The sequence below is a fragment of the Streptomyces sp. AC558_RSS880 genome (assembly GCF_019049255.1).
GTDB lineage: Bacteria > Actinomycetota > Actinomycetes > Streptomycetales > Streptomycetaceae > Streptomyces.
This window is the reverse complement of the sequence record NZ_JAGMUJ010000134.1, coordinates 41914-64974: the sequence shown is the minus strand read 5'-3', so window position 1 is coordinate 64974 and position 23061 is coordinate 41914. Positions and strand designations below refer to the sequence as shown.

At 73.9% G+C, this 23061-nt stretch carries 12 protein-coding genes; 8 read left to right on the top strand and 4 right to left on the bottom strand.

Going from position 1 to position 23061, the window contains the following annotated elements; genetic code table 11:
- Positions 1-6 precede the first annotated feature (6 nt).
- The 5 genes from KUM38_RS32500 to KUM38_RS32480 are packed head-to-tail and all read left to right on the top strand — an operon-like array spanning position 7 to position 18021.
- Positions 7-14166, top strand: coding sequence for a non-ribosomal peptide synthetase (locus KUM38_RS32500; protein ID WP_217134796.1), 14160 nt, complete (start codon positions 7-9; stop codon positions 14164-14166).
- 44 nt (positions 14167-14210) lie between these two features.
- Positions 14211-14423 (top strand): MbtH family protein, encoded by a 213-nt coding sequence (locus KUM38_RS32495; RefSeq protein WP_217134794.1) that lies wholly within the window; start codon positions 14211-14213, stop codon positions 14421-14423.
- A gap of 51 nt (positions 14424-14474) precedes the next feature.
- A complete protein-coding gene (hppD, locus tag KUM38_RS32490) occupies positions 14475-15596 on the top strand; it encodes a 4-hydroxyphenylpyruvate dioxygenase (protein ID WP_217134792.1) in 1122 nt (373 codons plus the stop codon).
- On the top strand, positions 15593-16705 hold the full coding sequence (locus KUM38_RS32485; RefSeq protein WP_217134790.1) for an alpha-hydroxy acid oxidase: 1113 nt from the start codon (positions 15593-15595) through the stop codon (positions 16703-16705). The genes hppD and KUM38_RS32485 overlap by 4 nt, the downstream gene beginning before the upstream one ends.
- Complete coding sequence (locus KUM38_RS32480; protein WP_217134788.1) at positions 16702-18021, top strand: PLP-dependent aminotransferase family protein; 1320 nt, start codon at positions 16702-16704, stop codon at positions 18019-18021. The genes KUM38_RS32485 and KUM38_RS32480 overlap by 4 nt, the downstream gene beginning before the upstream one ends.
- A gap of 205 nt (positions 18022-18226) precedes the next feature.
- Here KUM38_RS32480 and KUM38_RS32475 read toward each other — a convergent pair whose 3' ends face one another.
- On the bottom strand, positions 18227-18445 hold the full coding sequence (locus KUM38_RS32475) for an EF-hand domain-containing protein (RefSeq protein WP_217134787.1): 219 nt from the start codon (positions 18443-18445) through the stop codon (positions 18227-18229).
- Positions 18446-18786: 341 nt separating this feature from the next.
- Between KUM38_RS32475 and KUM38_RS32470 the strand changes: the two genes are divergently transcribed.
- Positions 18787-19080: a WhiB family transcriptional regulator gene (locus KUM38_RS32470; protein ID WP_217134786.1), complete on the top strand. Its 294-nt coding sequence runs from the start codon at positions 18787-18789 to the stop codon at positions 19078-19080.
- 217 nt (positions 19081-19297) lie between these two features.
- Here KUM38_RS32470 and KUM38_RS32465 read toward each other — a convergent pair whose 3' ends face one another.
- The gene (locus tag KUM38_RS32465; protein ID WP_217134785.1) at positions 19298-19756 is read right to left on the bottom strand and encodes an SRPBCC family protein; all 459 of its coding nucleotides are present in this window, start codon (positions 19754-19756) and stop codon (positions 19298-19300) included.
- 247 nt (positions 19757-20003) lie between these two features.
- On the opposite strand from KUM38_RS32465, the gene KUM38_RS32460 reads away from it, so the two are divergent.
- Together KUM38_RS32460 and KUM38_RS32455 are read left to right on the top strand one after the other, a co-directional pair.
- Positions 20004-20486, top strand: coding sequence for a GNAT family N-acetyltransferase (locus KUM38_RS32460; protein WP_254398097.1), 483 nt, complete (start codon positions 20004-20006; stop codon positions 20484-20486).
- A 266-nt stretch (positions 20487-20752) separates the two neighbouring features.
- Positions 20753-20995 carry a DUF5302 domain-containing protein gene (locus tag KUM38_RS32455; protein ID WP_217134782.1) on the top strand — a complete coding sequence of 81 codons (243 nt, stop codon included), beginning with the start codon at positions 20753-20755 and terminating at the stop codon, positions 20993-20995.
- Between the two features lie 259 nt (positions 20996-21254).
- On the opposite strand, the gene KUM38_RS32450 is transcribed toward KUM38_RS32455, so the two are convergent.
- Together KUM38_RS32450 and KUM38_RS32445 are read right to left on the bottom strand one after the other, a co-directional pair.
- Positions 21255-21716 (bottom strand): hypothetical protein, encoded by a 462-nt coding sequence (locus KUM38_RS32450; protein ID WP_374227113.1) that lies wholly within the window; start codon positions 21714-21716, stop codon positions 21255-21257.
- Positions 21717-22000: 284 nt separating this feature from the next.
- Entirely contained in the window at positions 22001-22618 is a 618-nt protein-coding gene (locus tag KUM38_RS32445; protein ID WP_217134777.1) for a hypothetical protein, read from the bottom strand.
- Between the last annotated feature and the right edge of the window lie 443 nt (positions 22619-23061).

Genomic DNA, 23061 nt, shown 5'->3' with positions numbered 1-23061 from the left:
GAGCCGGTGCGGCTGGACCCGGTGGGCACGTCGTTCCGGCGCTGGGCGGGGCTGCTCGGCGAGCGGGCGCAGGACCCGGCGCTGCTGGCGGAACTCCCCTACTGGACCGAGACGTTCGCGGCCCCGGAGCCACCGCTCGGTTCCCGCCCGCTGAACCCCGTACAGGACACGGTGGGCACGGCGCGGCAGCTGACGGTGACACTGCCCGGTGCGCACACGGGTCCGTTGCTGTCGTCCGTTCCGGCCGCCTTCCACGGCGGCGTCGACGACGTGCTGCTGGGTGCGCTGGCCCTCGCGGTGCGCCAGTGGCGCGAGGCGCGGGGCGTGGACGCCGACGGCGGTGTGCTGGTCGACCTGGAGGGCCACGGCCGCGACACCGACCGGCCGGACGTGGACCTCTCCCGCACGGTGGGCTGGTTCACCCGTGTCCACCCCGTACGGCTCGACGTCACGGGCGACGACCCCGCGGACGCGGCCAAGCAGGCCAAGGAGCAGCTCGGCCGGGTGCCGGGCCGGGGCTCCGGCCACGGCCTGCTGCGCCACCTCAACCCGCAGACGGCCCCGCTCCTCATGCACTGCGTCCGGCCGCAGATCGGCTTCAACTACCTCGGCCGTACGACCGCGTCGTTGTCCACGTCGGAGAACGGCGACTGGACGGTGGCCGACGACGCGCACGGACTGGGCGCCGGAACCGATCCGGCCACCCCGCTGCTGCACGCGCTCGACGTCAACGCGGTCGCGGTCGACGGCGCGGAGGGCCCGGTGCTGTCGGCGACGTTCGCGTGGGCGGGCGGTCTGCTCGACGAGGCGGAGGTGCGGGAGCTGGCCGAGCGGTGGCTGCGGGCGCTGGAGGCCCTGGCGGGCACGGACGCCGGGGCCGGTGGCCACACGCCGTCCGACTTCCCCCTCGTACCGGCCCTCACCCAGGAGCAGGTGGAGGCCCTCGAAGCCGCGTACCCCGGCCTGGAGGACGTCCTCCCGCTCTCCCCGCTCCAGGAGGGCCTGCTCTTCCACGCCGTCTACGACGGCGGCGAGAGCGACGTCTACACCCCGCAGCTCTGCCTGGACCTCGAAGGCCCGCTCGACGCGGACGCGCTCAGGGCCGCCTGTACGGCGCTGCTGGCCCGGCACGCCAACCTGCGGGCCGCGTTCGTCCACGACGTCACGGACACCCCCGTCCAGGTGATCGCCCGCGATCCCGGACTCCCGTGGCGCACGGCCGACCTGAGCGGCCTGCCCGACACCGAGCAGGCCGCGGAGAGCGACCGGATCGCGGACGCGGAGCTCGCCGAGCGCTTCGACCCGGCGCGCCCGCCCCTGTTGCGGGCCGCGCTGCTCCGCCTCGGCGACAAGCGCCACCGGCTGGTCCTGACACACCATCACCTCCTGCTGGACGGCTGGTCGGTGCCCGTCCTGGCCCGGGACCTGTTCGCCCTGTACGCGGCCGGGGGACCGGCGGCCACGCTGCCCCGGGTCGCCCCCTACGGCGACTACCTGCGCTGGCTGGCCGCGCAGGACCGTGACGAGGCGCACGCCGCCTGGGCCCGGGCCCTGGACGGGGTGGACGAGCCCACGCTCGTCGCCCCCGCCGCCTCCGACCGGATGGCGTCGGCCGCGCGCCCCGGACAGGTGCACCCCGAGCTCCCCGAGGGCCTCGCCACCCGCCTCGTCACCTGGGCCAGGTCCCGCGGGCTCACCGTCAACACCGTCCTCCAGGGCGCCTGGGCGCTGCTGCTGTCCCGGCTGACCGGCCGTGACGACGTGGTCTTCGGCACGACGGTGTCCGGCCGGCCGCCGGAGGTGCCCGGCATCGAGACCATGGCGGGCCTGTTCATCAACACCCTGCCCGTCAGGGCGCGGCTGGACCAGGACCGGACCCTCGAGGAACTGCTGCGCGCACTCCAGGGCGAGCAGGCTGAGCTGATGGACCATCAGTACCTGGGCCTGAGCGACATCCACCGCCTGGCCGGAGTGCCGCGCCTCTTCGACTCGGCCATGGTCTACGAGAACTACCCGGTCGACGAGAAGGCCACGGCCCTCACCGGCACGTCCCTCACCCTCACCCGCGCGCAGACCCGTGAGGCGGCCCACTACCGGCTCATGCTGATGGCCGCACCGCACGAGCGGGGACTGTCCCTGCGCATCGAGTACGCGCCCGCCGCGTTCGGGGACGAAGAGGCCCGCGTGATCGCCGACCGGTTCGTCCGGGTACTGCGGACGTTCGTGGACGAGCCCCACCGGACCGCCGGTACGGTCGACGTCCTCACCGCCGAGGAGCGGCACCGCATCCTCACCGACTGGAACGACGCCGACGCCGACGGTGTCGCGGACCCGGGAAGGCCCGCGACGAGCCTCGTCGAGGCGTTCGCGGCGCAGGTGGCGCGTACGCCGCAAGCCACGGCCGTCCGCTGGGACGGCGGAGCACGGACGTACCGCGGACTCGACGAGCGGGCGGGCCGGCTCGCGGCGCGGCTGGTGGCCCTCGGTGTCGGCCCGGAGGACCGGGTCGCCCTGCTGATGGACCGCTCGCCGGAGGTCGTGACGGCGATCCTCGGCGTGCTGAAGACCGGGGCGGCCTACGTGCCCCTCGCCCCCGACCTGCCCCCGGCCAGGCTGGACACGATGCTGCGGCAGACCGGGGCGTCGGTCGTCGTCACGGACGACTCCCACCGCGACACGGCACCCGCCCTGCTGCCCCGGGCCGACCGCTTCGTCACGGTGACCGACGAGGACCCGCGGCAGACCGGGGGAACCGTACGCCCCGACGCGCGCCCCCACCCGGACAACGCCGCCTACGTGATGTTCACGTCCGGCTCCACGGGCGAGCCGAAGGGCGTGACGGCCACCCACCGCGGTGTGGTGAGCCTGGCCACGGACCGCCACTGGAGGGCCGGGACCGCGTTCGCCCCCGACCGCCCGATCCGCACGCTGCTGCACTCGCCGTACGGCTTCGACCCCTCCACCTGCGAGCTGTGGACCCCGCTGCTGAACGGCGGGGAGGTCGTGGTGGCCCCGCCCGGCGACCCGGACGTGGCGGCCATCGCGCGGGCGGTCCGCGAGCACGGCGTGACCCTGCTCCTGCTGACGGCCGGACTCTTCCGCGTCGTGGCCGAGGAGGACCCGGGCTGCCTCGCCGACGTCCGTGAGGTGATGGTCGGCGGCGACGTCGTCACGGCCGCCACCGTGCGCCGGGTGCTGGAACACTGCCCCGGCACCGTCGTCACCGACGCGTACGGTCCGACCGAGATCACCGTGTACGCCACCGCCCACACCATGGAGGACCGGAGCGCGGTCCCGTCGACCGTGCCGATCGGCCGGGCCCGCGACGGCATGCGGGCCTACGTGCTCGACGGCCGGCTGCGGCCGGTGCCGCCCGGCGCGCCGGGCGAGCTGTACATCGCCGGTGACGCGCTGGCACGCGGCTACCTGAACTGGTTCGCGCAGACCGCCGAACGGTTCGTCGCCGACCCGTTCGGTCCGGCCGGTACGCGCATGTACCGCACGGGCGATCTGGTGCGCTGGACCCCGGACGGGGTGCTGGAGTTCCTCGGCCGCGCCGACCAGCAGGTCAAGATCCGCGGCTTCCGCATCGAACTCGGCGAGACCGAGGCGGTCCTCGGCGAACAGGACGGTGTGGCGGACGCCGTCGTCCTGGTGCACCGGGCGCCCTCCGGGGCCAAACACCTCACCGGCTACGTCGTGCCCGAACCGGGCCGCGTCCTCGACACCGGACGTCTGAGGGCCCTGGCCGCGGAACGGCTCCCGGAGTACGCGATCCCGGGCACCCTGCTCGTCCTGGACGAGCTCCCCCTGACCCGGCACGGAAAGCTGGACCGCGCCGCCCTGCCGGTGCCGCACCCGGAGGAGGCGGGCAGGGGCAGGGAGCCCCGCACGGAGCGGGAGGCACTGCTCTGCGCCCTGTTCGCGGAGGTGCTGGGCGTCGAGCGGGTCGGCGCGGACGACGGGTTCTTCGCGATGGGCGGGGACAGCATCATGTCGATCCAGCTGGTCAGCCGGGCGCGGCGGGCCGGCCTGGTCCTCACCCCGCGCGACGTCTTCGAGCAGCAGAGTCCCGCCGCACTGGCCCACGTGTGCCGCGACGTCGACGGCCCCGCCGTCCGGGCGGAGGACGACGGCACGGGTCCGGTGGAGCCGACTCCGGTGATGCGCTGGCTGCGGGAGTGGCGGGGCACGGTCGAGGGCTTCCAGCAGTCGGTGTTCCTGCGGGTGCCGGCCGGGCTGGGGGAGGAGCGGCTGACGGCGGCGGTACAGGCGTTGCTGGACCACCACGACGCGCTGCGGCTGAAGGTTCCCGCGGACGCGGACGGGACGCTGGAGGTGGGCGAGCGCGGGTCGGTGGACGCCGGCCGGTGCGTGCGCCGGGTGTCCTCGGCCGACGCCGACGTGGCGGCCGAGGCGCGGGCCGCGGTGGCGCGGCTGGCGCCGGAGTCGGGCGTGATGGTGCAGGTGGTGTGGTTCGACGCGGGCGCGGAGGCCCCGGGCCGGCTGTTGGTGACCGTGCACCACTTCGCTGTGGACGGTGTGTCGTGGCGCATTCTGCTGCCGGACCTGCGGCAGGCGTGGGAGTCGGTGGCGGCGGGTGAGCCGGTGCGGCTGGACCCGGTGGGCACGTCGTTCCGGCGCTGGGCGGGGCTGCTCGGCGAGCGGGCGCAGGACCCGGCGCTGCTGGCGGAACTCCCGTTCTGGACAGGGATGCCGGCCACCGGCGAGCCCCCGCTCGGCCGTCGCCCGCTGGACCGGTCGCAGGACACCACCGCCACCGCCCGGCACCTGACGGTGACACTGCCCGGTGCGCACACGGGTCCGCTGCTGTCGTCCGTTCCGGCCGCCTTCCACGGCGGCGTCGACGACGTGCTGCTGGGTGCGCTGGCCCTCGCCGTGCGCCAGTGGCGCGAGGCGCGGGGCGTGGACGCCGACGGCGGTGTGCTGGTCGACCTGGAGGGCCACGGCCGCGACACCGACCGCGTCGGCGCGGACGCGGATCTCTCCCGCACGGTGGGCTGGTTCACCCGTGTCCACCCCGTACGGCTCGACGTCACCGCCTCCGGGGACGACCCCGCGGACGCGGTGAAGCGGGTCAAGGAGCAGCTGCGGGCGGTTCCCGGCGACGGCTTCGGGTACGGCCTGCTGCGCCACCTCAACGCCGGGACCGCGCCCGCCCTCGCGGCCCTCGCGGAGCCGCAGATCGGCTTCAACTACCTGGGCCGCACGGTCTCCGTGTCCTCGGCCGACTGGACTCCGCTCGACCGGCCGGGCGGACTCGACGGCCCGGTGACGGCACTGCCGCACGCGCTCGAGATCAACGCCATCGCGAAGGACGGCCCCGAGGGCCCGGTGCTGTCGGCGACGTTCGCGTGGGCGGGCGGTCTGCTCGACGAGGCGGAGGTGCGGGAGCTGGCCGAGCGGTGGCTGCGGGCGCTGGAGGCCCTGGCGGGCACGGACGCCGGGGCCGGTGGCCACACGCCGTCCGACTTCCCCCTCGTACCCGCCCTCACCCAGGAACAGGTGGAGGCCCTCGAAGCCGCGTACCCCGGCCTGGAGGACGTCCTCCCGCTCTCCCCGCTCCAGGAGGGCCTGCTCTTCCACGCCCACTACGACCACGAGGGCACCGACGTCTACACCGCCCAGGTGGAACTCGACCTGGAGGGGCGGCTCGACGAGGCGGTCCTGCGCGAGGCGTGGACGGCGCTGCTGCGCCGGCACGCCAACCTGCGGGCCGCGTTCGTACCCGACACCGCCGACGTCCCCGTCCAGGTGATCGTCCGCGACCCCGGACTCCCCTGGCGCACCGTCGACCTGCGGGCCCTGCCCGAGGCGGACGCGGAGGCGGAAGCCGGCCGGGTCGCCGCCGAGGAGCGCGCGAAGCGCCTCGACCCGGCGCGGGCACCGCTCATGCGCCTCACCCTCCTCCGCCTGAGCGACACCCGCCACCGTCTCGTCCTGACGAACCATCACATCCTGCTCGACGGCTGGTCGGTCCCCGTCCTGGCGAAGGAACTCTTCACCCTGTACGCCGACGGCGCCGGCACGGAACTGCCGCCGCCGACCCCGTACGGCGACTACCTCGCCTGGCTCGCCGCCCAGGACGGACAGGCGGCCGAGCGGGCCTGGGCGGACGCGCTCGACGGGGTGGAGGAGCCGACCCTGCTGGTCCCGGACGCCTCGACCGTCACCGCCGGGGCACCGGACGTCCCCGCCAGGATCGGCGCGGAGCTCCCCGCGCCGACCGTGACGGCGCTGCGCCGGCTGGCGCGGGAGCGGGGCCTGACGGTCAACACCCTGGTGCAGGGCGCCTGGGCCCTGCTGCTGTCCCGGCTGACCGGCCGCGACGACGTGGTCTTCGGTACGACGGTCTCCGGCCGGCCGCCCGAGATACCCGGCATCGAGTCCATGGCGGGTCTGTTCATCAACACCCTCCCGGTCCGGGTCGTCCTCGATCCGGCCGAGCGGCTGGCCGACTTCCTGCTGCGCCTCCAGACCGCCCAGTCGAAGCTGCTGGCCCACCAGCACGTCGGGCTGAGCCGGATCAACAGGCTGTCCGGTCTGCCGCAGCTCTTCGACACCCTCGTCGTCTTCGAGAACTACCCGGTCGCCGAAGCGTCCGTCCCGTCCCTGGGTCTCGCCGTCAGCGGCTCGAAGGTGCACGACGCGACCCATTACCCGGTGACCCTCGCCGCCGGACTCCGCGACGACGAACTGTGGCTGCGGCTCCACTACATGCCGCACCTCCTCACCGAGGAGGCCGCGCGCACGCTCGCCGGCCGGTTCACCGCACTGCTGCGGACGCTCGCCGACGACCCCGCCCGCCCGTCCGGCACCGTCGAGGTTCTCACCGCCGAGGAGCGGCACCGCATCCTCGCCGACTGGAACGACGCCGACGCGGACTCGGTGAGGCCGGGGACGAGCGCCGTCGAGGCGTTCGCCGCCCAGGTGGCGCGCACGCCGGAGGCCGTGGCCGTCCGCTGGGACGGCGGCGTGCGGACGTACCGCGGACTCGACGAGCGGGCGGACCGGCTCGCGGCGCGGCTGACGGCTCTCGGCGTCGGCCCCGAGGAGCGGGTCGCGCTGCTGATGGAGCGCTCGCCGGAGGTCGTGACGGCGGTCCTCGGCGTGCTGAAGGCCGGAGCGGTCTACGTGCCCCTCGACGGGAAGCTGCCCAGGGCCCGGCTCGCCTCGATGACACGGCTGGCGGGATGCCGTGTCGTGGTCACGGACGGCAGCACGGCCGCAGGCGGGCTGCCCGGGATCGAGCACGAGGTCGTGGCCGGCGACGACGACCGTCCGGAGGGGACGGAGACCCCCGTACGGACCCCCGTCCCGCGCGTCCTGCCGGACAGCGCCGCCTACGTGATGTTCACCTCCGGCTCCACCGGCGAGCCGAAGGGCGTGGAGATCACCCATCGCGGAGTGGTGAGCCTGGCCACCGACCGCCGCTGGAACGCCGACGCCGAGGCCTCCCGTGCCGACGCGCGCCCGCACCGGGTGCTGCTGCACTCGCCGTACGGCTTCGACCCGTCCACCTACGAGCTGTGGATGCCCCTGCTCGGCGGCGGGGAGGTCGTCGTCGCACCGCCCGGTGACCTCGACGTCCCCACCATCGCCCGTGCTCTGCGCACACACGGTGTGACCTCGCTGCTGCTGACCGCCGGACTCTTCCGCGTGGTGGCGGAGGAGGACCCCGGCTGTCTGGCGGGCGTCCGCGAGGTGCTGACCGGCGGCGACGTGGTCTCGTCGGCGTCCGTGCGGCGCGTCCTGAACGCGTGCCCGGACACGGTCGTCACCGACATCTACGGCCCGACCGAGATCACCCTGTTCGCGACCCAGCACGCCATGCGCGACGCGGCCCGGGTGCCGGGCAACGTGCCCATCGGCCGCGCCCGCGACGGCATGCGGGCCTACGCGCTCGACGGCCGGCTGCGGCCGGTGCCGCCCGGTGCGGTGGGCGAGCTGTACATCGCCGGTGACGCGCTGGCCCGTGGCTACGCGCGCCGGTACGCGCTGACCGCGGAGCGCTTCGTCGCCGATCCGTTCGGGCCGGCCGGTACCCGTATGTACCGCACGGGCGACCTGGTGCGCTGGACGCCGGACGGGGTGCTGGAGTTCCTCGGCCGGGCCGACCACCAGGTGAAGATCCGCGGCTTCCGCATCGAACTCGGCGAGATCGAGGGCGTACTGGGCGAACAGGACGAGGTCGCCGACGCCGTGGTCCTCGTGCGGCAGGCCCCCTCCGGCGGCAAGCACCTCGTCGGCTACGTCGTGCCCGAACCGGGACGCACGCCCGACCCCGCCATGCTCCGGGCGAACCTCGCCGAACGGCTGCCGGAGTACATGGTCCCCTCCGGCGTCCTCCTGCTCGACGCGCTCCCGCTCACCCCGAACGCCAAGCTCGACCGCGCGGCCCTGCCCGTGCCCGACTTCACCGGCACCGCGGGTGCGGGACGGGCACCGCGCACTCCCGCGGAGCGGACCCTCTGCGCCCTGTTCGCGGAGGTGCTGGGCGTCGAGCGGGTCGGCGCGGACGACGGGTTCTTCGCGCTGGGCGGGGACAGCATCATGTCGATCCAGCTGGTCAGCCGGGCGCGGCGGGCCGGACTGGTCCTCACCCCGCGCGAGGTCTTCGAACACCGGACGCCGGCCGCGCTCGCGGAGGTCTGCGGCACCGTCGGCGAGGAACCGGCGGACGCCGTCGAGGACGACGGTACGGGTCCGGTGGAGCCGACTCCGGTGATGCGCTGGCTGCGGGAGTGGCGGGGCACGGCAGCCGGTTTCCAGCAGTCGGTGCTGCTCCGGGTCCCGGCCGGGCTGGGGGAGGAGCGGCTGACGGCGGCGGTGCAGGCGTTGCTGGACCACCACGACGTACTGCGGCTGCGGGTGTCCGTGGACTGGACGTCGGAGGTGGGCGAGCGCGGGTCGGTGGACGCCGGCCGGTGCGTGCGCCGGGTGTCCTCGGCCGACGCCGACGTGGTGGCCGAGGCGCGGGCCGCGGTGGCGCGGCTGGCGCCGGAGTCGGGCGTGATGGTGCAGGTGGTGTGGTTCGACGCGGGTGCGGAGACGCCGGGCCGGCTGTTGGTGACCGTGCACCACTTCGCGGTGGACGGTGTGTCGTGGCGCATTCTGCTGCCGGACCTGCGGCAGGCGTGGGAGTCGGTGGCGGCGGGTGAGCCGGTGCGGCTGGACCCGGTGGGCACGTCGTTCCGGCGCTGGGCGGGGCTGCTCCGCGAGCGTGCGCACGACCCGCGGGTGACCTCCGGACTTCCGTACTGGCGGACGGTGTCGCGGGCCGGTGAGTCGACGCTCGGCAGCCGGGCCCTGGACCCCGCGCGCGACACCGCCGGCACGGCACGACGGCTGACGGTGACACTGCCCGGTGCGCACACGGGTCCGCTGCTGTCGTCCGTCCCGGCCGCCTTCCACGGCGGCGTCGACGACGTGCTGCTGGGTGCGCTGGCCCTCGCGGTGCGCCAGTGGCGCGAGGCGCGGGGCGTGGACGCCGACGGCGGTGTGCTGGTCGACCTGGAGGGCCACGGCCGCGACACCGACCGGCCGGACGTGGACCTCTCCCGCACGGTGGGCTGGTTCACCCGTGTCCACCCCGTACGGCTCGACGTCACCGCCTCCGGGGACGATCCGGCGGACGCGGTGAAGCGGGTCAAGGAGCAACTGCGGGCGGTTCCGGGCGACGGTGCGGGGTACGGCCTCCTCCGCCACCTCAACGCCGACACCGCGCCCGCGCTCGCCTCTTCCGCCCGGCCCCAGATCGGCTTCAACTACCTCGGACGCACACCGGTGTCCGCCGCCCGGTCCGGTGCCGACTGGTCGCCGGTCGCACAGCCCGGCGGACCCGACGCCGATCCGGCCACCCCGCTCGCACACACCCTGGACGTCAACGCCGTCACGGTCGACGGCCCGGACGGCCCGGTGCTGTCGGCGACGTTCGCGTGGGCGGGGGAGCTGCTCGACGAGGCGGAGGTGCGGGAGCTGGCCGAGCGGTGGCTGCGGGCCTTGGAGACCCTGGCGGGCACGGGCGCGGAGAACGGTGGCCACACGCCGTCCGACTTCCCCCTCGTGTCCCTGACCCAGGAACAGGTGGAGGCCCTGGAGGCCGCCCACCCGGGCCTGGAGGACGTCCTCCCGCTCTCCCCGCTCCAGGACGGCTTCCTGTTCCACGCGCTGTACGACGCCCAGGACACCGACGTCTACACGGCCCAGCTCGTACTGGACCTCGAAGGCCCTCTGGACGAGGAGGTCCTGCGCGAGGCGTGGGCGGCGCTGCTGCGCCGGCACGCCAACCTGCGCGCCGGGTTCGTCCACGACGCCGCCGGCGCCCCCGTCCAGGTCGTCGTCCGAGACCCCGGACTGCCCTGGCGCACCGTGGACCTGACCGGCGCACCGGCGACGGAGCACACCGCCCGCCGCGACCGCGTCGCCGAGGAGGAGCGGTCGGCGCGGTTCGACCTGGCGCGGCCCCCGCTGCTGAGGATCGCGCTGGTCAAGCACGACGAGGAACACCACAGCCTCGTCCTGACGCCGCACCACATCCTGCTCGACGGCTGGTCCGTGCCCGTGCTGCTCCGCGAGATGTTCGCGCTGTACGCGGCGCGGGGCCGGACGGCCGGACTGCCCGCCGTCACCCCGTACGGCGACTACCTCGCCTGGCTCGCGGCCCAGGACCGGGAGGCCGCCAGGGCCGCCTGGACCGCCGAGCTGGCCGGGCTGGACGAACCGACGCTGCTCGCCCCCGGGGCGGCCGGCGCGTCCACGGCCGAACCCGGCCACGTCGCCCTGGACGTCCCCTCCGACACGGTCGCGGCCCTGCACCGGCTGGCCCGGGAGGCGGGCCTGACGGTCAACACCCTGGTGCAGGGTGCCTGGGCGGTGCTGCTGTCCCGCATGACGGGCCGTGACGACGTCGTCTTCGGCGCCACGGTCGCGGGCCGCCCGCCCGAGATCGCCGGGGTCGAGTCCATGGTCGGCCTCTTCATCAACACGCTGCCCGTCCGGGTCGCGCTGGACCCGCGGGCGACCGTCCTCCAGACGCTCACCGCACTCCAGACCGGCCAGTCGTCCCTGATGAGCCACCAGCACCTCGGTCTGAGCGAGGTCACGCGGCTGTCCGGTCACCCCGCGCTCTTCGACACCCTCGTGGTCTTCGAGAACTACCCGGTCGACCGGGAGGCGTTCGCCCCGCGAGCGGACACCTCCGGGCCGCGGCTCACCGGAGTCAAGGGCCGGGACGCCACCCACTACCCGCTGAGCCTGATCGTCACTCAGGGGTCCCAGGACTCCCAGGACCCCTCCGACGGGAGTCTCACCCTGCGCCTCGGCCACCAGCCCGCGCACTTCGACCACGCGGCCGTGACCGCGCTGGCGGACCGGCTGGGCCTGCTGCTGCGGGAGTTCGCCACGGAGCCCGGCCGGAGCCTGGCGGCCGTCGACGTGCTCCGGGACGAGGAACGCGAACGGGTCCTCACCCGGTGGAACGACACGGCGGTGCCCGTCGCGCCGGCCACCCTCCCCGGACTGTTCGCCGCCCAGGCCGCCCGCACACCCGACGCGCCGGCCGTCGTCCACGGGACGCGGCGGCTGACCTACGGTGAGCTGGCCGCCCGCGCCTCCGCGCTCGCCGCGCGCCTGCGCCGGGCCGGTGCGGGACCGGAGACCCGTGTCGCCGTCGCCGTGCCCCGCTCCGCCGACCTGGTCGTCGCCCTCCTGGCGGTACTCGAGGCGGGCGCCGCGTACGTCCCCGTCGACCCGGGCCTTCCGGCGGAGCGCGTCGCCCTGCTGCTGGAGGACACCGCACCGGTCCGGATCCTGGTCACCGAGGCGGTGGCGGCACGGTCCGCGCTGCCCGCCGGCGACACGCCCGTCCTCGTCGTGGACGCCGACACCGGAGGCGGGACACGCGCCTTTGGAACGGACACCGCGCTCGACCCGCGCCACCCCGCCTACGTCATCCACACCTCCGGCTCCACCGGCCGGCCCAAGGGCGTCGCCGTCTCGCACGAGGCCGTCGTGAACCGCCTGCTGTGGATGCAGGACGCGTACGGGCTCACCGCCGGGGACCGGGTGCTGCACAAGACACCGACCGGCTTCGACGTCTCGGTGTGGGAGCTGTTCTGGCCGCTCGTCACGGGCGCGGCCCTGGTCGTCGCCCGGCCCGAGGGGCACCGCGACCCGGCCTACCTGGCGGAGCTGATACGCGCCGAACACGTGACGACGGCGCACTTCGTGCCGTCGATGCTCGGCGCGTTCCTCGACGAGCCCGCCGCGGCCGGGTGCACCGGACTGCGCCGGGTGGTGTGCAGCGGCGAGGAACTCCCCGCCGACCTGGCGGCCCGCTTCCACACCGTGCTGCCCGGGGTGCCGCTGCACAACCTGTACGGCCCCACGGAGGCGGCCGTCGACGTCACCCACTGGGACTGCGAGCCGGACGCCCGGGGCCCCGTACCGATCGGCCGACCGGTCTGGAACACCCGGGTGTACGTCCTGGACGCGGCGCTGCGTCCGGTGCCGCCGGGGGCCACCGGCGAGCTGTACCTCGCCGGGGTGCAGCTGGCACGCGGCTACCACGGCAGGCCCGCGCTGACCGCCGAACGCTTCGTCACCGACCCGTTCGGGCCTGCCGGGGCCCGCATGTACCGCACCGGCGACCTGGCCCGATGGCGCGCCGACGGCGCGCTGGAGTACCTGGGCCGCGCCGACCAGCAGGTCAAGGTGCGCGGGGCACGGATCGAGCCGGGCGAGGTCGAGGCGGTCCTGCGCGCCCACCCCGGCATCGCCCGCGCCGCCGTCGTGGTACGGACCGACGGACAGGGCACGGCCCGGCTGATCGCCTACGCCGTGCCCGCCGTCACCGACCCGGCCCCCGCGTCCGTCGAACCGGCCCTGCTGCGGCGGTACGTCGCGGACCGCCTGCCGGAGTACATGGTGCCCGCGGCCGTCGTCACCCTGCCGGACCTGCCCCTCACCGTGAACGGCAAACTGGACCGCAGGGCGCTGCCCGAACCCTCGTTCACCGCGCCCGGAGACGGACGCCCGCCGCGCGACGCCGAGGAGCGGCTGCTCTGCGAGCTGTTCGCCGAGGTGCTCGGCGTGGACCGGGTCGGCCCCGAGGACAGCTTCTTCGAGCTGGGCGGGCACTCGCTGCTCGCGGTCCGGCTGCTGGGCCGCATCCGCTCGGCCACCGGCTCCGGTACCGCCCTGGGTATCCGCTCGCTGCTCGACGCGCCCACCCCCGAGTCCCTGGCCCGTCTGCTGCGTTCCGGCGGCGGGCGCGGGACCGGGGCCGAGGAGGCCACGCGGGCCCTGGAGGTCCTGCTGCCGCTACGCGCCACGGGCACCAGGCCGCCCTTGTTCTGCGTCCACCCGTGGGCGGGGCTGAGCTGGCCGTACGCCGGTCTGCTCCGCTCCCTCGGCGAGGACCGGCCGCTGTACGGGCTCCAGGCCAGAGGGCTGGCCCGGGACGAGGAACCGCCCGCGTCCGTGGGCGAGATGGCCGAGGACTACCTGGCCCGGATCCGCGAGGTCCAGCCGGAGGGGCCGTACCACCTGCTGGGCTGGTCCTTCGGCGGCCTGGTGGCCCACGAGATGGCGGTGCGGCTGCGCGAGGCGGGGGAGGAGGTCGCGCTGCTGGCCCTGCTCGACGCCTACCCGCCGGACGCGACCGCCGCCGTCGCCGTCGAGCGTGCCGAGGCCGACGCATCGCCCTCGCGGGAGCGGACGGACGGCGACGTCCTCGCCCGGCTGCTGCGGTTCCTCGGTCACGAGGCGCCCGGCTTCCCGGACGGTGGCCCGGTCGACGCGGAGGCGGCCCGCGAGGTCCTGCGGCGCGAGGGCGCGCCCCTCACCGACATCCCGCCGAGGACGCTGCGGGTGTGGCCCGGCATCGCCGCCCGCCACGCCCGGCTGCAAAGGGAGTTCGTCCCCCGCCACTTCGACGGTGACGTCCTGCTGTTCACCGCCGAACCGGACCCGGGGACGGACGCGCCGGCCCCCGCGTCCTGGACGCCGTACGTCGGCGGACGCCTCGACCCGCACCCCGTCGCCTGCGGCCACCACGAGATGACCCTGCCCGGCCCCGTCACGGAGATCGGCCGTGCCGTCGCGGAGCGCCTGGAGGGCACCGGCCGCCCCCACACCACCTGACCCCTGTCCGAACGACCCCACCCACCCCCGTACGGAGCACTCCCATGACCAACCCCTTCGAGAACGACGACGCCCAGTACCTGGTCCTCGTCAACGACGAACTGCAGTACTCCCTCTGGCCGGTCTTCGCCGACGTCCCCGCCGGCTGGACCGTCGACCTCCCGGCCGCGAGCCGTCAGGAGTGCCTCGACCACGTCGAGAGGAACTGGACGGACATGCGGCCCAAGAGCCTGGTCGACGCCATGGCCGAGCGGTGACCACCCCGCGTCCCCGCTCCCTGCCCCTGAACGCCCCGTGAGGAGAACGACATGACAGACACCGCACCCGCCACCTCCCTGCGCGTCGGCCACGTCGAGCTGTACGTCACCGACGCCGAGGCCGCCGCGGCGGCCTTCACCGACGGCTACGGCTTCCAGGTGTGCGCCACCGCCGAACGCGGCGGCCCCGAGGGCGCTTCCCGCTCCCTCGCGCTGCGCCAGGGCGACATCGTCCTCGTGGTGACCCAGGCGCTCGACGACGGCCACCCGGCCGCCGCCTACGTGGCCCGGCACGGCGACGGCATAGCCGACATCGCGCTGATCGCCCGCGATGCCCGCGAGGCCTTCGCCGACGCCGTCTCCCGCTCCGCCACACCCCTCACCGAGCCCGCCGAGCGGGAGGGCTGGGTCACCGCCGTCATCGCCGCCGGCTTCGACGACGTGCGCCACACCCTGGTCCAGCGGCCCGCCGGCCACACGGACACGGCCGTCCCGCTGCCCGGCTTCGAGCCGGTGGCCGGGTCCGCCGCCCCCGGGGAGCCGGCGCCGGTGGGCCTGACGGTCCTCGACCACGTGGCGGTCAGCGTCCCCATGGGCCGGTTGGCCGAGAGCACCGGCTACTACGAGCGGGTCCTCGGCTACGCGTCCGTGTACGAGGAGCTGATGGTCCAGGGCACCGAGGCCATGGACTCCAAGGCCGTCCGCAGCCCCGCCGGGGACCTCACCTTCACCGTCCTCGCCCCGAGCCCGGAGCACGACGCCGGTCACATCGGCGACTTCCTGGAGCGGCACGGCAGCGGCGGCGTGCACCACCTGGCCTTCGCCACCACCGACATCGTCGGCACCGTCGACCGGATGCTCGAGCGCGGCATCGTCTTCCTCGGCACCCCCGACACGTACTACGACCGGCTGGAGCAGCGCCTCCAGCTGAACCGCCACTCGATCGCCGAACTGCGCAAGGGCCGCATCCTCGCCGACGAGGACCACGGCGGCCAGCTCTTCCAGATCTTCACCCGGACCGTCCACCCCAAGCGCACGCTCTTCTACGAGATCATCGAGCGCGCCGGCGCGGACAGCTTCGGCGGCGGCAACGTCCGCGCGCTGTACGACGCCGTACAGGCGGAGAAGGCCGAGCACGAGGCCGCCGCGCACGCCGACGGGGAGACCACATGACCGACCCGGCACTCGCCGGCCTGCTCACCCCCGCCGACGCGGAGGCCCTGGCGGCGGCGGTCCTGCCCGCCGCCGTGGAGCGCTTCGTCGGCGGGGCGGCGGGCGCGGAACTCACGCTCCGCGCCAACCGCGCCGCGTTCGACCGGCTCCACCTCGTTCCCCGGGTGCTCGCGGACGTCTCGTCCGTCGGCACCACCCGCACCCTGCTCGGCACGGAAAGCGCCCTCCCGGTGGCCGTGGCCCCGATGGCGTACCAGAGGGCCGTGCACCCGGACGGCGAGCCGGCCTCCGCCCGCGCCGCCCGGGACGCCGGCATCCCGTTCACCGCGTGCACCTTCAGCAGCACCGCCGTGGAGGACATCACCGCCACCGGCGCCACCACCTGGTTCCAGCTGTACTGGCTGCGCGACCGCGGCCACACCGGGGAACTGCTGGAGCGCGCGGAGGCGGCCGGCTGCCGCGCGCTGATGCTGACCGTCGACACACCGAGGATGGGACGCCGGGCGGCCGACATGCGCGGCGCCTTCACCCTGCCCGACGGGGTGTCGCCCGTGCACTTCGGTCCCCGCCCCGACGGAGTGCCGCGCACCGCGAGCAGCGGCGTGAGCGCGGTCGCCGCGCAGACCGCCAACGTCGTCGACCCGTCCCTGAGCTGGGCCGACCTGGACTGGCTGCGCGAACACACCCGGCTGCCGCTGATCCTCAAGGGCGTGCTGGACCCGGCCGACGCCGAACGCGCCGCGGCCTGCGGTGCGGACGCGCTGGTGGTCTCCAACCACGGCGGCCGCCAGCTCGACGGCGCCCTGCCCGCGCTCGACGCCCTGCCCGCCGTGGCCGAGGCCGTCGCGGGGCGGTGCGAAGTGCTCCTCGACAGCGGTGTCCGCAACGGTACGGACGTCCTGAAGGCCCTCGCCCTCGGCGCGGACGGCGTGCTGCTGGGCCGCCCCGTGCTGTGGGGCCTGGCGGCCGGCGGGCACCAGGGCGTGCTCAGGGTCCTCCACCTGCTCGGCGAGGAACTGGAGTCGGCCCTCGCGCTGGCCGGCTGCCCGGACCTCGACGCGGCGGCGCGGCTGCGCACCGTCGTCGGTCCGGGAGGGGAACCGCGATGACCACGGCGAGCACGGCCACGGACGGCCTCGACCTCACCGCGCTGCACCCCTCGGTGGGCGACCCGCTGCTCTCCTCGATGAACTTCCTCAACGAGATCGCGGGCCGCCACCCGGACGCGCTCTCCCTCGCCGCCGGCACACCGTACGAGGGGTTCTACGACGTCGAGGACGTCCACCGCGCGCTGCGGGTCTTCAGCGACCACCTGCGCACCGAACAGGGGTACGGCGAGGAGCGGGTCCGGCGCACCCTGCTCCAGTACGGACGCACCAAGGGCATCATCCACGAGCTGATCGCCCGCCAGTTGTCCGTGGACGAGGGCATCGACGTCGACCCGGAGGCCGTCCTCGTCACCACGGGCTGCCAGGAGGCGCTGTTCCTCACCCTGCGGCTGCTGCGCCGCGACGACCGGGACGTGCTGCTGGCCGTCACGCCCGCCTACGTCGGCGTCACCGGGGCGGCACGCCTCCTGGACCTGCCGGTGCACCCGGTCGCCGAGGGACCGGACGGCGTCGACCTGGACGACCTGCGGCGCCGCATCGGCGAGGCCCGCGCCGCCGGGCTGCGCCCGCGCGCCCTGTACGTCGTCCCCGACCACGCGAACCCCTCGGGCATCCGGATGCCCGAGCCGGTACGCCACGATCTCCTCGGCCTCGCGGAACAGGAGGACATCCTCCTCCTGGAGGACAACCCGTACGGCCTCTTCCCGCGCCGGGGGCACCGCCTCCCGACCCTGAAGGCGCTGGACACCGCACGCCGCGTCGTCCACCTCGGTTCGCTGGCGAAGACGGTGTTCCCGGGGGTGCGGATCGGCTACGCGGTGGCCGACCAACCGGTCGGGTCGGGACCGTACCTGGCGGACCTGCTCGCCAGGGCCAAGAGCATGGTCACCGTCAACACCTCGCCGATCGCCCAGGCCGTGGCCGGGGGCAGGCTGCTGGAACACGGGTGCAGCCTGGTCCGCGCCACCGAACGGGAGAGTGAGGTGTACCGGGAGGGCCTCGACCGGATCGTCGACGGGCTGGCCCGCCGCTTCCCCGACCCGTCGGCGTCCGGGGTGAGTTGGAACAGCCCCGAGGGCGGTTTCTTCGTCGTCGTCGACGTGCCGTTCGACGTCACCGACGCGGTGCTGGAGCGCTCGGCCCGCGACCACCGTGTGCTGTGGACGCCGCTGCACCACTTCTACGACGCGGCGGCGCCGGAGAGCGGAGCCGGCGCCGGACCGTTGCGCTGTCTGCGCCTGTCGTGCAGCGCTCTCGGACCGGAGGACATCGAGGAGGCGCTCGACCGGTTCGCCGCCTTCGTACGCTCGGCCTGAGCACGGCGCTCACGGCAAGCGGACCCGTCACCGGCCCCGCACCTCGGCGCGGAACCCCGAGCCACGGGCACCGTCCGCCCGACCGTGAGGGCCCCGTGCGTTCGAGGTTGTGGGGACCGGACCGGCGAGCAACTGTCGCACCCGCCGGGGGACCGGGCGGTCGGGGAACGGACGCCCCGAATCCGCCCGGGCCCGGGCGGTGGTGTCAGCGGTTCATGGCTGCCCAGAACTCGTCGAAGGACATCCGGCGGTCACCGTCGGTGTCGAGTGCGTCGATCACTCCCCGGGCCTCCGACTCGGTGATCTCGGCGCCCTCCAGTTCCGCCACGACCTGCCGGTACTCCTCTACGGTGACCAAGCCGTCACCGTCCAGGTCGTAGCGCTCGAAGACACTTCGCGCCGCCTTCTCCACCCTGTCCGCCATGTGCGTCTTCCTTCCGCGATCTTCACTGACGGCGCCAGCCTATCCGTCGGTCTCCGGGCGAACGGCCCCCGCACACCGGACCTCGCGGATTCACATGCCGGACCTCGACAACGCGGCCTGCGCGCCCGGGTAGCGGGCCGCCCTCTCGCTCGGGCCGCTGCCCACGCACCGGCCCGAGATCCGACAGCACGGCACCGAGGGACGGTTCCGCCCAGCACGAGCGCTGCCTGTCCTGCCCGCCGGTTGCTGCGTACAGTGGACGGTGCAACCCCTGCCGGGCCTGCGGCGCTCTGGTGCCGTGGCCATCTGCCGGCTTGGCCGGCAGCAGGCGGAGGTGTGCCATGACAGACGACCGTCCCTTCTCCCACGCCGTCGCCGGCCCGCCCGGTGCCGCACGGGAATGGCGGCGCGAGGCCGCATGCGTGGGCGAAGACCCGGATCTGTTCTTCCCGATGGTCGAGCGGGACCGTGATCCGCAGGTGATGAGGGCCCGCGCGGTGTGCCGCTGCTGCCCGGTCCTGCTTGCCTGCCGTCTCTGGGCCATCACGCACGGAGAGGACGCGGGCATCTGGGGCGCCACGACCGCCGCGCAGCGCCGTGCCATCCGTCGGGCGCTGCTCGTCGAACGGAAGTAGCCCGACCGTGAAATGGAAAACGGTGCACGAACGTCACCGGTCGTGGTCGATCGACGCCACCCGGGAACGGTTGCTGCGGCAGGTCCGAGCCGCAGCCGACACCGGAGACGGGACCGGGAACGGGACCGGGGGCATCACGGTGGCCTCCGGCCCCGCGTGATGCCCCTCGGCACGCGGGGCCGGCGCCCGCACCGCGGTGCCGTCGGGTCGACGGCGCTCAGCCGGGTGTGATGCGGCCGCGCCAGGCCCCGGACTCGTCCCCCCGCCGCTCGATGTAGTCCTTGAAGCGCCGCATGTCGCCTTTGACGCGCCGGTCGATCGTCCCCAGCATGTCCGCGGTCTTCTCCGCGACTCCGCTCGGTTCGACATCCATCACGAGTTCCACCCGGGTGTGGCTGTCGTCCACGCGCTGGAAGCGGACCGTGCCCTTCTGCTGGACGTCGCCGCTGGTGGTGCGCCAGGTGATCCGCTCGTCAGGGAGCTGGTCGACGATCTCGGTGTCGAACTCCCGCCGCACCCCGCCGATCTTGGTGGTCCAATGGTTGTGGCGGGCGTCGAGTTGTGTGATCTCCTCGACCCCCTCCATGAAGTTCGGGAACTCCTCGAACTGGGTCCACTGGTTGTAGGCGGTGTGGACCGGGACCTCGACTTCCACTGCTTCCTTGACCGTGCTCATATCGGTCCTCCTTTCACGCTGCGGCGAGTACCCGGGAGAGCCGCGACCTACCGGGGTGTTGGGCGCGGAGGCGCCTGCGGACCGGCATCCGGCCTCTCAGCGGGTCAGCCGCTCCACAGGTCGACCCCGATGCGTTCGATTCGGTCGACCAAGCGGGATGGTCTTCGCGGGTCGATCAGGTGGGGACGGGTCCTCGGTGGACGGGGCGCCGCCGTGCACGGGGCAATGGATGCGTAATACTCTCCTCATGAAGTCGAGCATTACGTCCGTGTGTGGTGGGGCCGTCGTACGACGGGCCGTCGCCCGGGACGCCAAGCAGCTCACACGGCTCGTGCGCGGCTCGCGCGCCTATGAGGGCCGGTACGCGGCGATGGTCGCAGGCTACCGTGTCGGGCCCGACTACATCGAAGCCCATGAGGTCTTCGTGGCCGTCGACACCGATGATCCCGCGGGCCGGGTGCTCGGCTTCTACTCGCTGGTCCTCGTGCCGCCGGAGCTGGACCTGCTCTTCGTCGCCGACCGGGCGCAGGGCCGCGGCATCGGGCGGCTGCTCGTCGAGCACATGAGGGCCCGGGCGCGGGCGGCGGGGCTGGACCGTGTCCGCGTGGTGTCCCATCCCCCGGCCGAGGGGTTCTACCGCAGGGTGGGCGCGCTGCCCACCGGGACCGTCTCCGCGAGCCCACCCGCGGTGGCGTGGGACCGGCCCGAGCTGGAATTCCTGATTCCGTGAGCTCTTCCGGTGCTGCCGCTCCGGGGCGAGGACGACCGCGGCGATCGACAGCCCCGGCACGCTGACGTCGACCTTCGACAGGGAGCACCGGGGGCACCCGGTGGGAGAGGATCCGCCGACCTGCCCAGCCGTCCGCGCACGTGACGATCTCCCCGCCGCCTTACCCGCCGACGGACGCCGGGCTGCGGCGCGGCCGGACGCGGGCGGACTGCGCGGTGTCCGGCATGACAAGCTGTGCTTTCACTGCCCGACCTCAGGAGGTCACGATGACTGCAGATTCTCCGTCGCAAGAAGGTTCGGAGACGGCCGGCACCGAGAGTGGCGCCCTGGTGCCTGACGACGACGGCCAGTACGACCTGAAGGGCAAGTTCCGGGAGGCCCTGGCACGCAAGCGGGACAAGCAGGCGCAGGCCGCGGCCCGTGCTGCGAGCACCGACGCGTCGAAGGTCCGCGGCGCGCACGGCCCGGCTGCGAGCCAGCGGTCGTTCCGGCGGAAGAGCGGCGGCTGAGTTCACACCGTCGTCGGACGGGACTCGGCGAGGCACCGCCCGACCGCCTTGCCGCTGGTGTTGAGCCGGGTCCCGCCGGGTGACAGAGGCGGCGGGCACGGTCACGGTGCCGTGGCCGCCGCCCGTCAGGATCGCCTCGCCGGTGTCGAAGCAGTGGTGATGGATCTTGAGGTGGCGACGGCGCGGATCACCGGCCCGGTCGCAGCAAAGGGCGGTGCCGTCGAAGAGGGACGATCGGCATCGCAGCCGTCGGCCGCTGTCAGGCAGGGACGATCTGCCCGTTGTCGATGCGGAAGTTCTCGGTCGGTGAGCAGCCGATCGATGGCGTGATCAGCATGCTGACGGCAACCGGCGCGGGCTCCGTACCGGAGGTGGAGAACTCGCACACCGCGTGGCGGCCGGTCAGCGGGAACCAGAACCAGGAATCCGCCTTGCCGACCAGAGCACGGTCCGATTCTCTCCACGCGCCGTCCTTGAAGGTGAAGACCTGGAGGCGCACGGATGCCGCGAGCGGGTCGGTCTGCGACCTCAGAGCGGTGAGTGTGAACTTGAAGTCCCTGTCCAGAACCGATGAGGCGATCCGTCGGCGCTCTGTCGTCCGAGGCTCGGTCTGCGTTTCCTTCCCCTGACCGGCCGTCGGACGGGCCTGCGAGTCGGCCGGCGACGGGTTCGGAGGGCCACCGGTGGTCGCGCCGATCGTGGCCGTGGCGGCGGCCGCCACGGCGATGCCCCAGCTTGTGAGTGTGCGGAAGTTCTTGATCACGGCGTCTCCACGTGGGGTGATGGGTGTGTGTTCCCGGAGTGCTGCGCATCGCCTCGGAGTCGGCGCACCTCACAGTCGGTTGAGGGACATGCCGACATCGATCCGGATGACGCGCTTCTGCCTGGTGGTCCGGGGCGATGATCAGGACGGGCCTGTGACAGGGACTGTTCGGTACCCGGCACGGGCTGGGACCGGTGCTCTCGTCATTGCGTTCCGGGCGGTGTCGATACCACTCGACGCGGCTACTTGCCGGGGAGGGAAGGCGACATGGGCGTCGGCACCTCGGACGGAGTGCGACCGTCCTCGGTCCGAGGAGGCTGCACGTCGGAGACGTCGAACGTGAGTTGCCAGGTAGCCGGCGTCAACACCCGCTGTGTCACCTGGCCATGAGCCTTACGGAACTCCCCGGTGCCTCCGGTGATCGCGTTGACGACCGGAACCGGTACCGGAATACCGGCTTGCTCGCCCTGGAGGGTGATCTGACCTTCCGGTAGTACCGCGGTTGACGCGCATGGTCCCGCGTTGCGTTCAAGGTCGGTGATGACGCAGAACCCGCCGATGCGTCCGACGAGGTGTTCTTCGGGTCCCTCGGCCGACACCAGGTTCCCGCTGAAGACGAACTGGTCGCCGACACTGCGGCCCGTTGCGCCCAGATCGAGCTCTTCACCGACCTGCAGTCGGGCCTCTACGCGGATGGCGCGGCTTTTCGCCGAGGAGTCGTGGTCAGGGTGGGCTGCCGCAGTCGAGGTTGTCTTCCGGGGGGTCACGTCGGCCGATGCGGACCTGATGAGGGTGAGCCCGGCAGAGCAGCCGAGAACCGCGACGGCGAAGAATATGAAGGGCCGGCCGGCGAAGCCCATGGTCGCCTCCGTGTTTCTGGGAATGAACAGGTTCAGTTCCGCCCGGGCTCTGTCCGAAGTCGACGCGGCCGGACGGTGCCGTGCGGGGCCGGTCGACAGGAGGAAAGGAGCCAGAGCATTTCCGGGGATCGCGGGCGAGAACGTACGAGAAGGCCCGCGGAATCACTGGGAAAGTTCGTCATGCTCGCTCTGGTGGTGACGCATCTCGTCCGTATTCATTCATGACGGGCCATCCGTCTGACGGCAACGCTAATGACAGCCGTGGCGACGTGCTCAGCAGGAGGGTGAAAATGGGGCCGTTGGGGTGCATTTCCCGGAGCGGGGAGGAGAGGCTGGACCGACCCGTCCGGGGCCCGGAGACCACGGTGCGGCGGCCGTGGACGCCTGCGTGACCGTCGGGGTGCCGTGCCTGCCGGGTGCCTTCCCCCGGCAGGTCTGTCACC

Excerpts from the sequence above, each read along its gene's own strand:
- KUM38_RS32495 (WP_217134794.1), top strand. The coding sequence starts at position 14,211 with ATGACCAACCCCTTCGAGAACGACGACGCCCAGTACCTGGTCCTCGTC.
- hppD (WP_217134792.1), top strand. The coding sequence starts at position 14,475 with ATGACAGACACCGCACCCGCCACCTCCCTGCGCGTCGGCCACGTCGAG.
- KUM38_RS32485 (WP_217134790.1), top strand. The coding sequence starts at position 15,593 with ATGACCGACCCGGCACTCGCCGGCCTGCTCACCCCCGCCGACGCGGAG.
- KUM38_RS32480 (WP_217134788.1), top strand. The coding sequence starts at position 16,702 with ATGACCACGGCGAGCACGGCCACGGACGGCCTCGACCTCACCGCGCTG.
- KUM38_RS32475 (WP_217134787.1), bottom strand. The coding sequence starts at position 18,445 with ATGGCGGACAGGGTGGAGAAGGCGGCGCGAAGTGTCTTCGAGCGCTAC.
- KUM38_RS32470 (WP_217134786.1), top strand. The coding sequence starts at position 18,787 with ATGACAGACGACCGTCCCTTCTCCCACGCCGTCGCCGGCCCGCCCGGT.
- KUM38_RS32465 (WP_217134785.1), bottom strand. The coding sequence starts at position 19,756 with ATGAGCACGGTCAAGGAAGCAGTGGAAGTCGAGGTCCCGGTCCACACC.
- KUM38_RS32460 (WP_254398097.1), top strand. The coding sequence starts at position 20,004 with ATGAAGTCGAGCATTACGTCCGTGTGTGGTGGGGCCGTCGTACGACGG.
- KUM38_RS32455 (WP_217134782.1), top strand. The coding sequence starts at position 20,753 with ATGACTGCAGATTCTCCGTCGCAAGAAGGTTCGGAGACGGCCGGCACC.
- KUM38_RS32445 (WP_217134777.1), bottom strand. The coding sequence starts at position 22,618 with ATGGGCTTCGCCGGCCGGCCCTTCATATTCTTCGCCGTCGCGGTTCTC.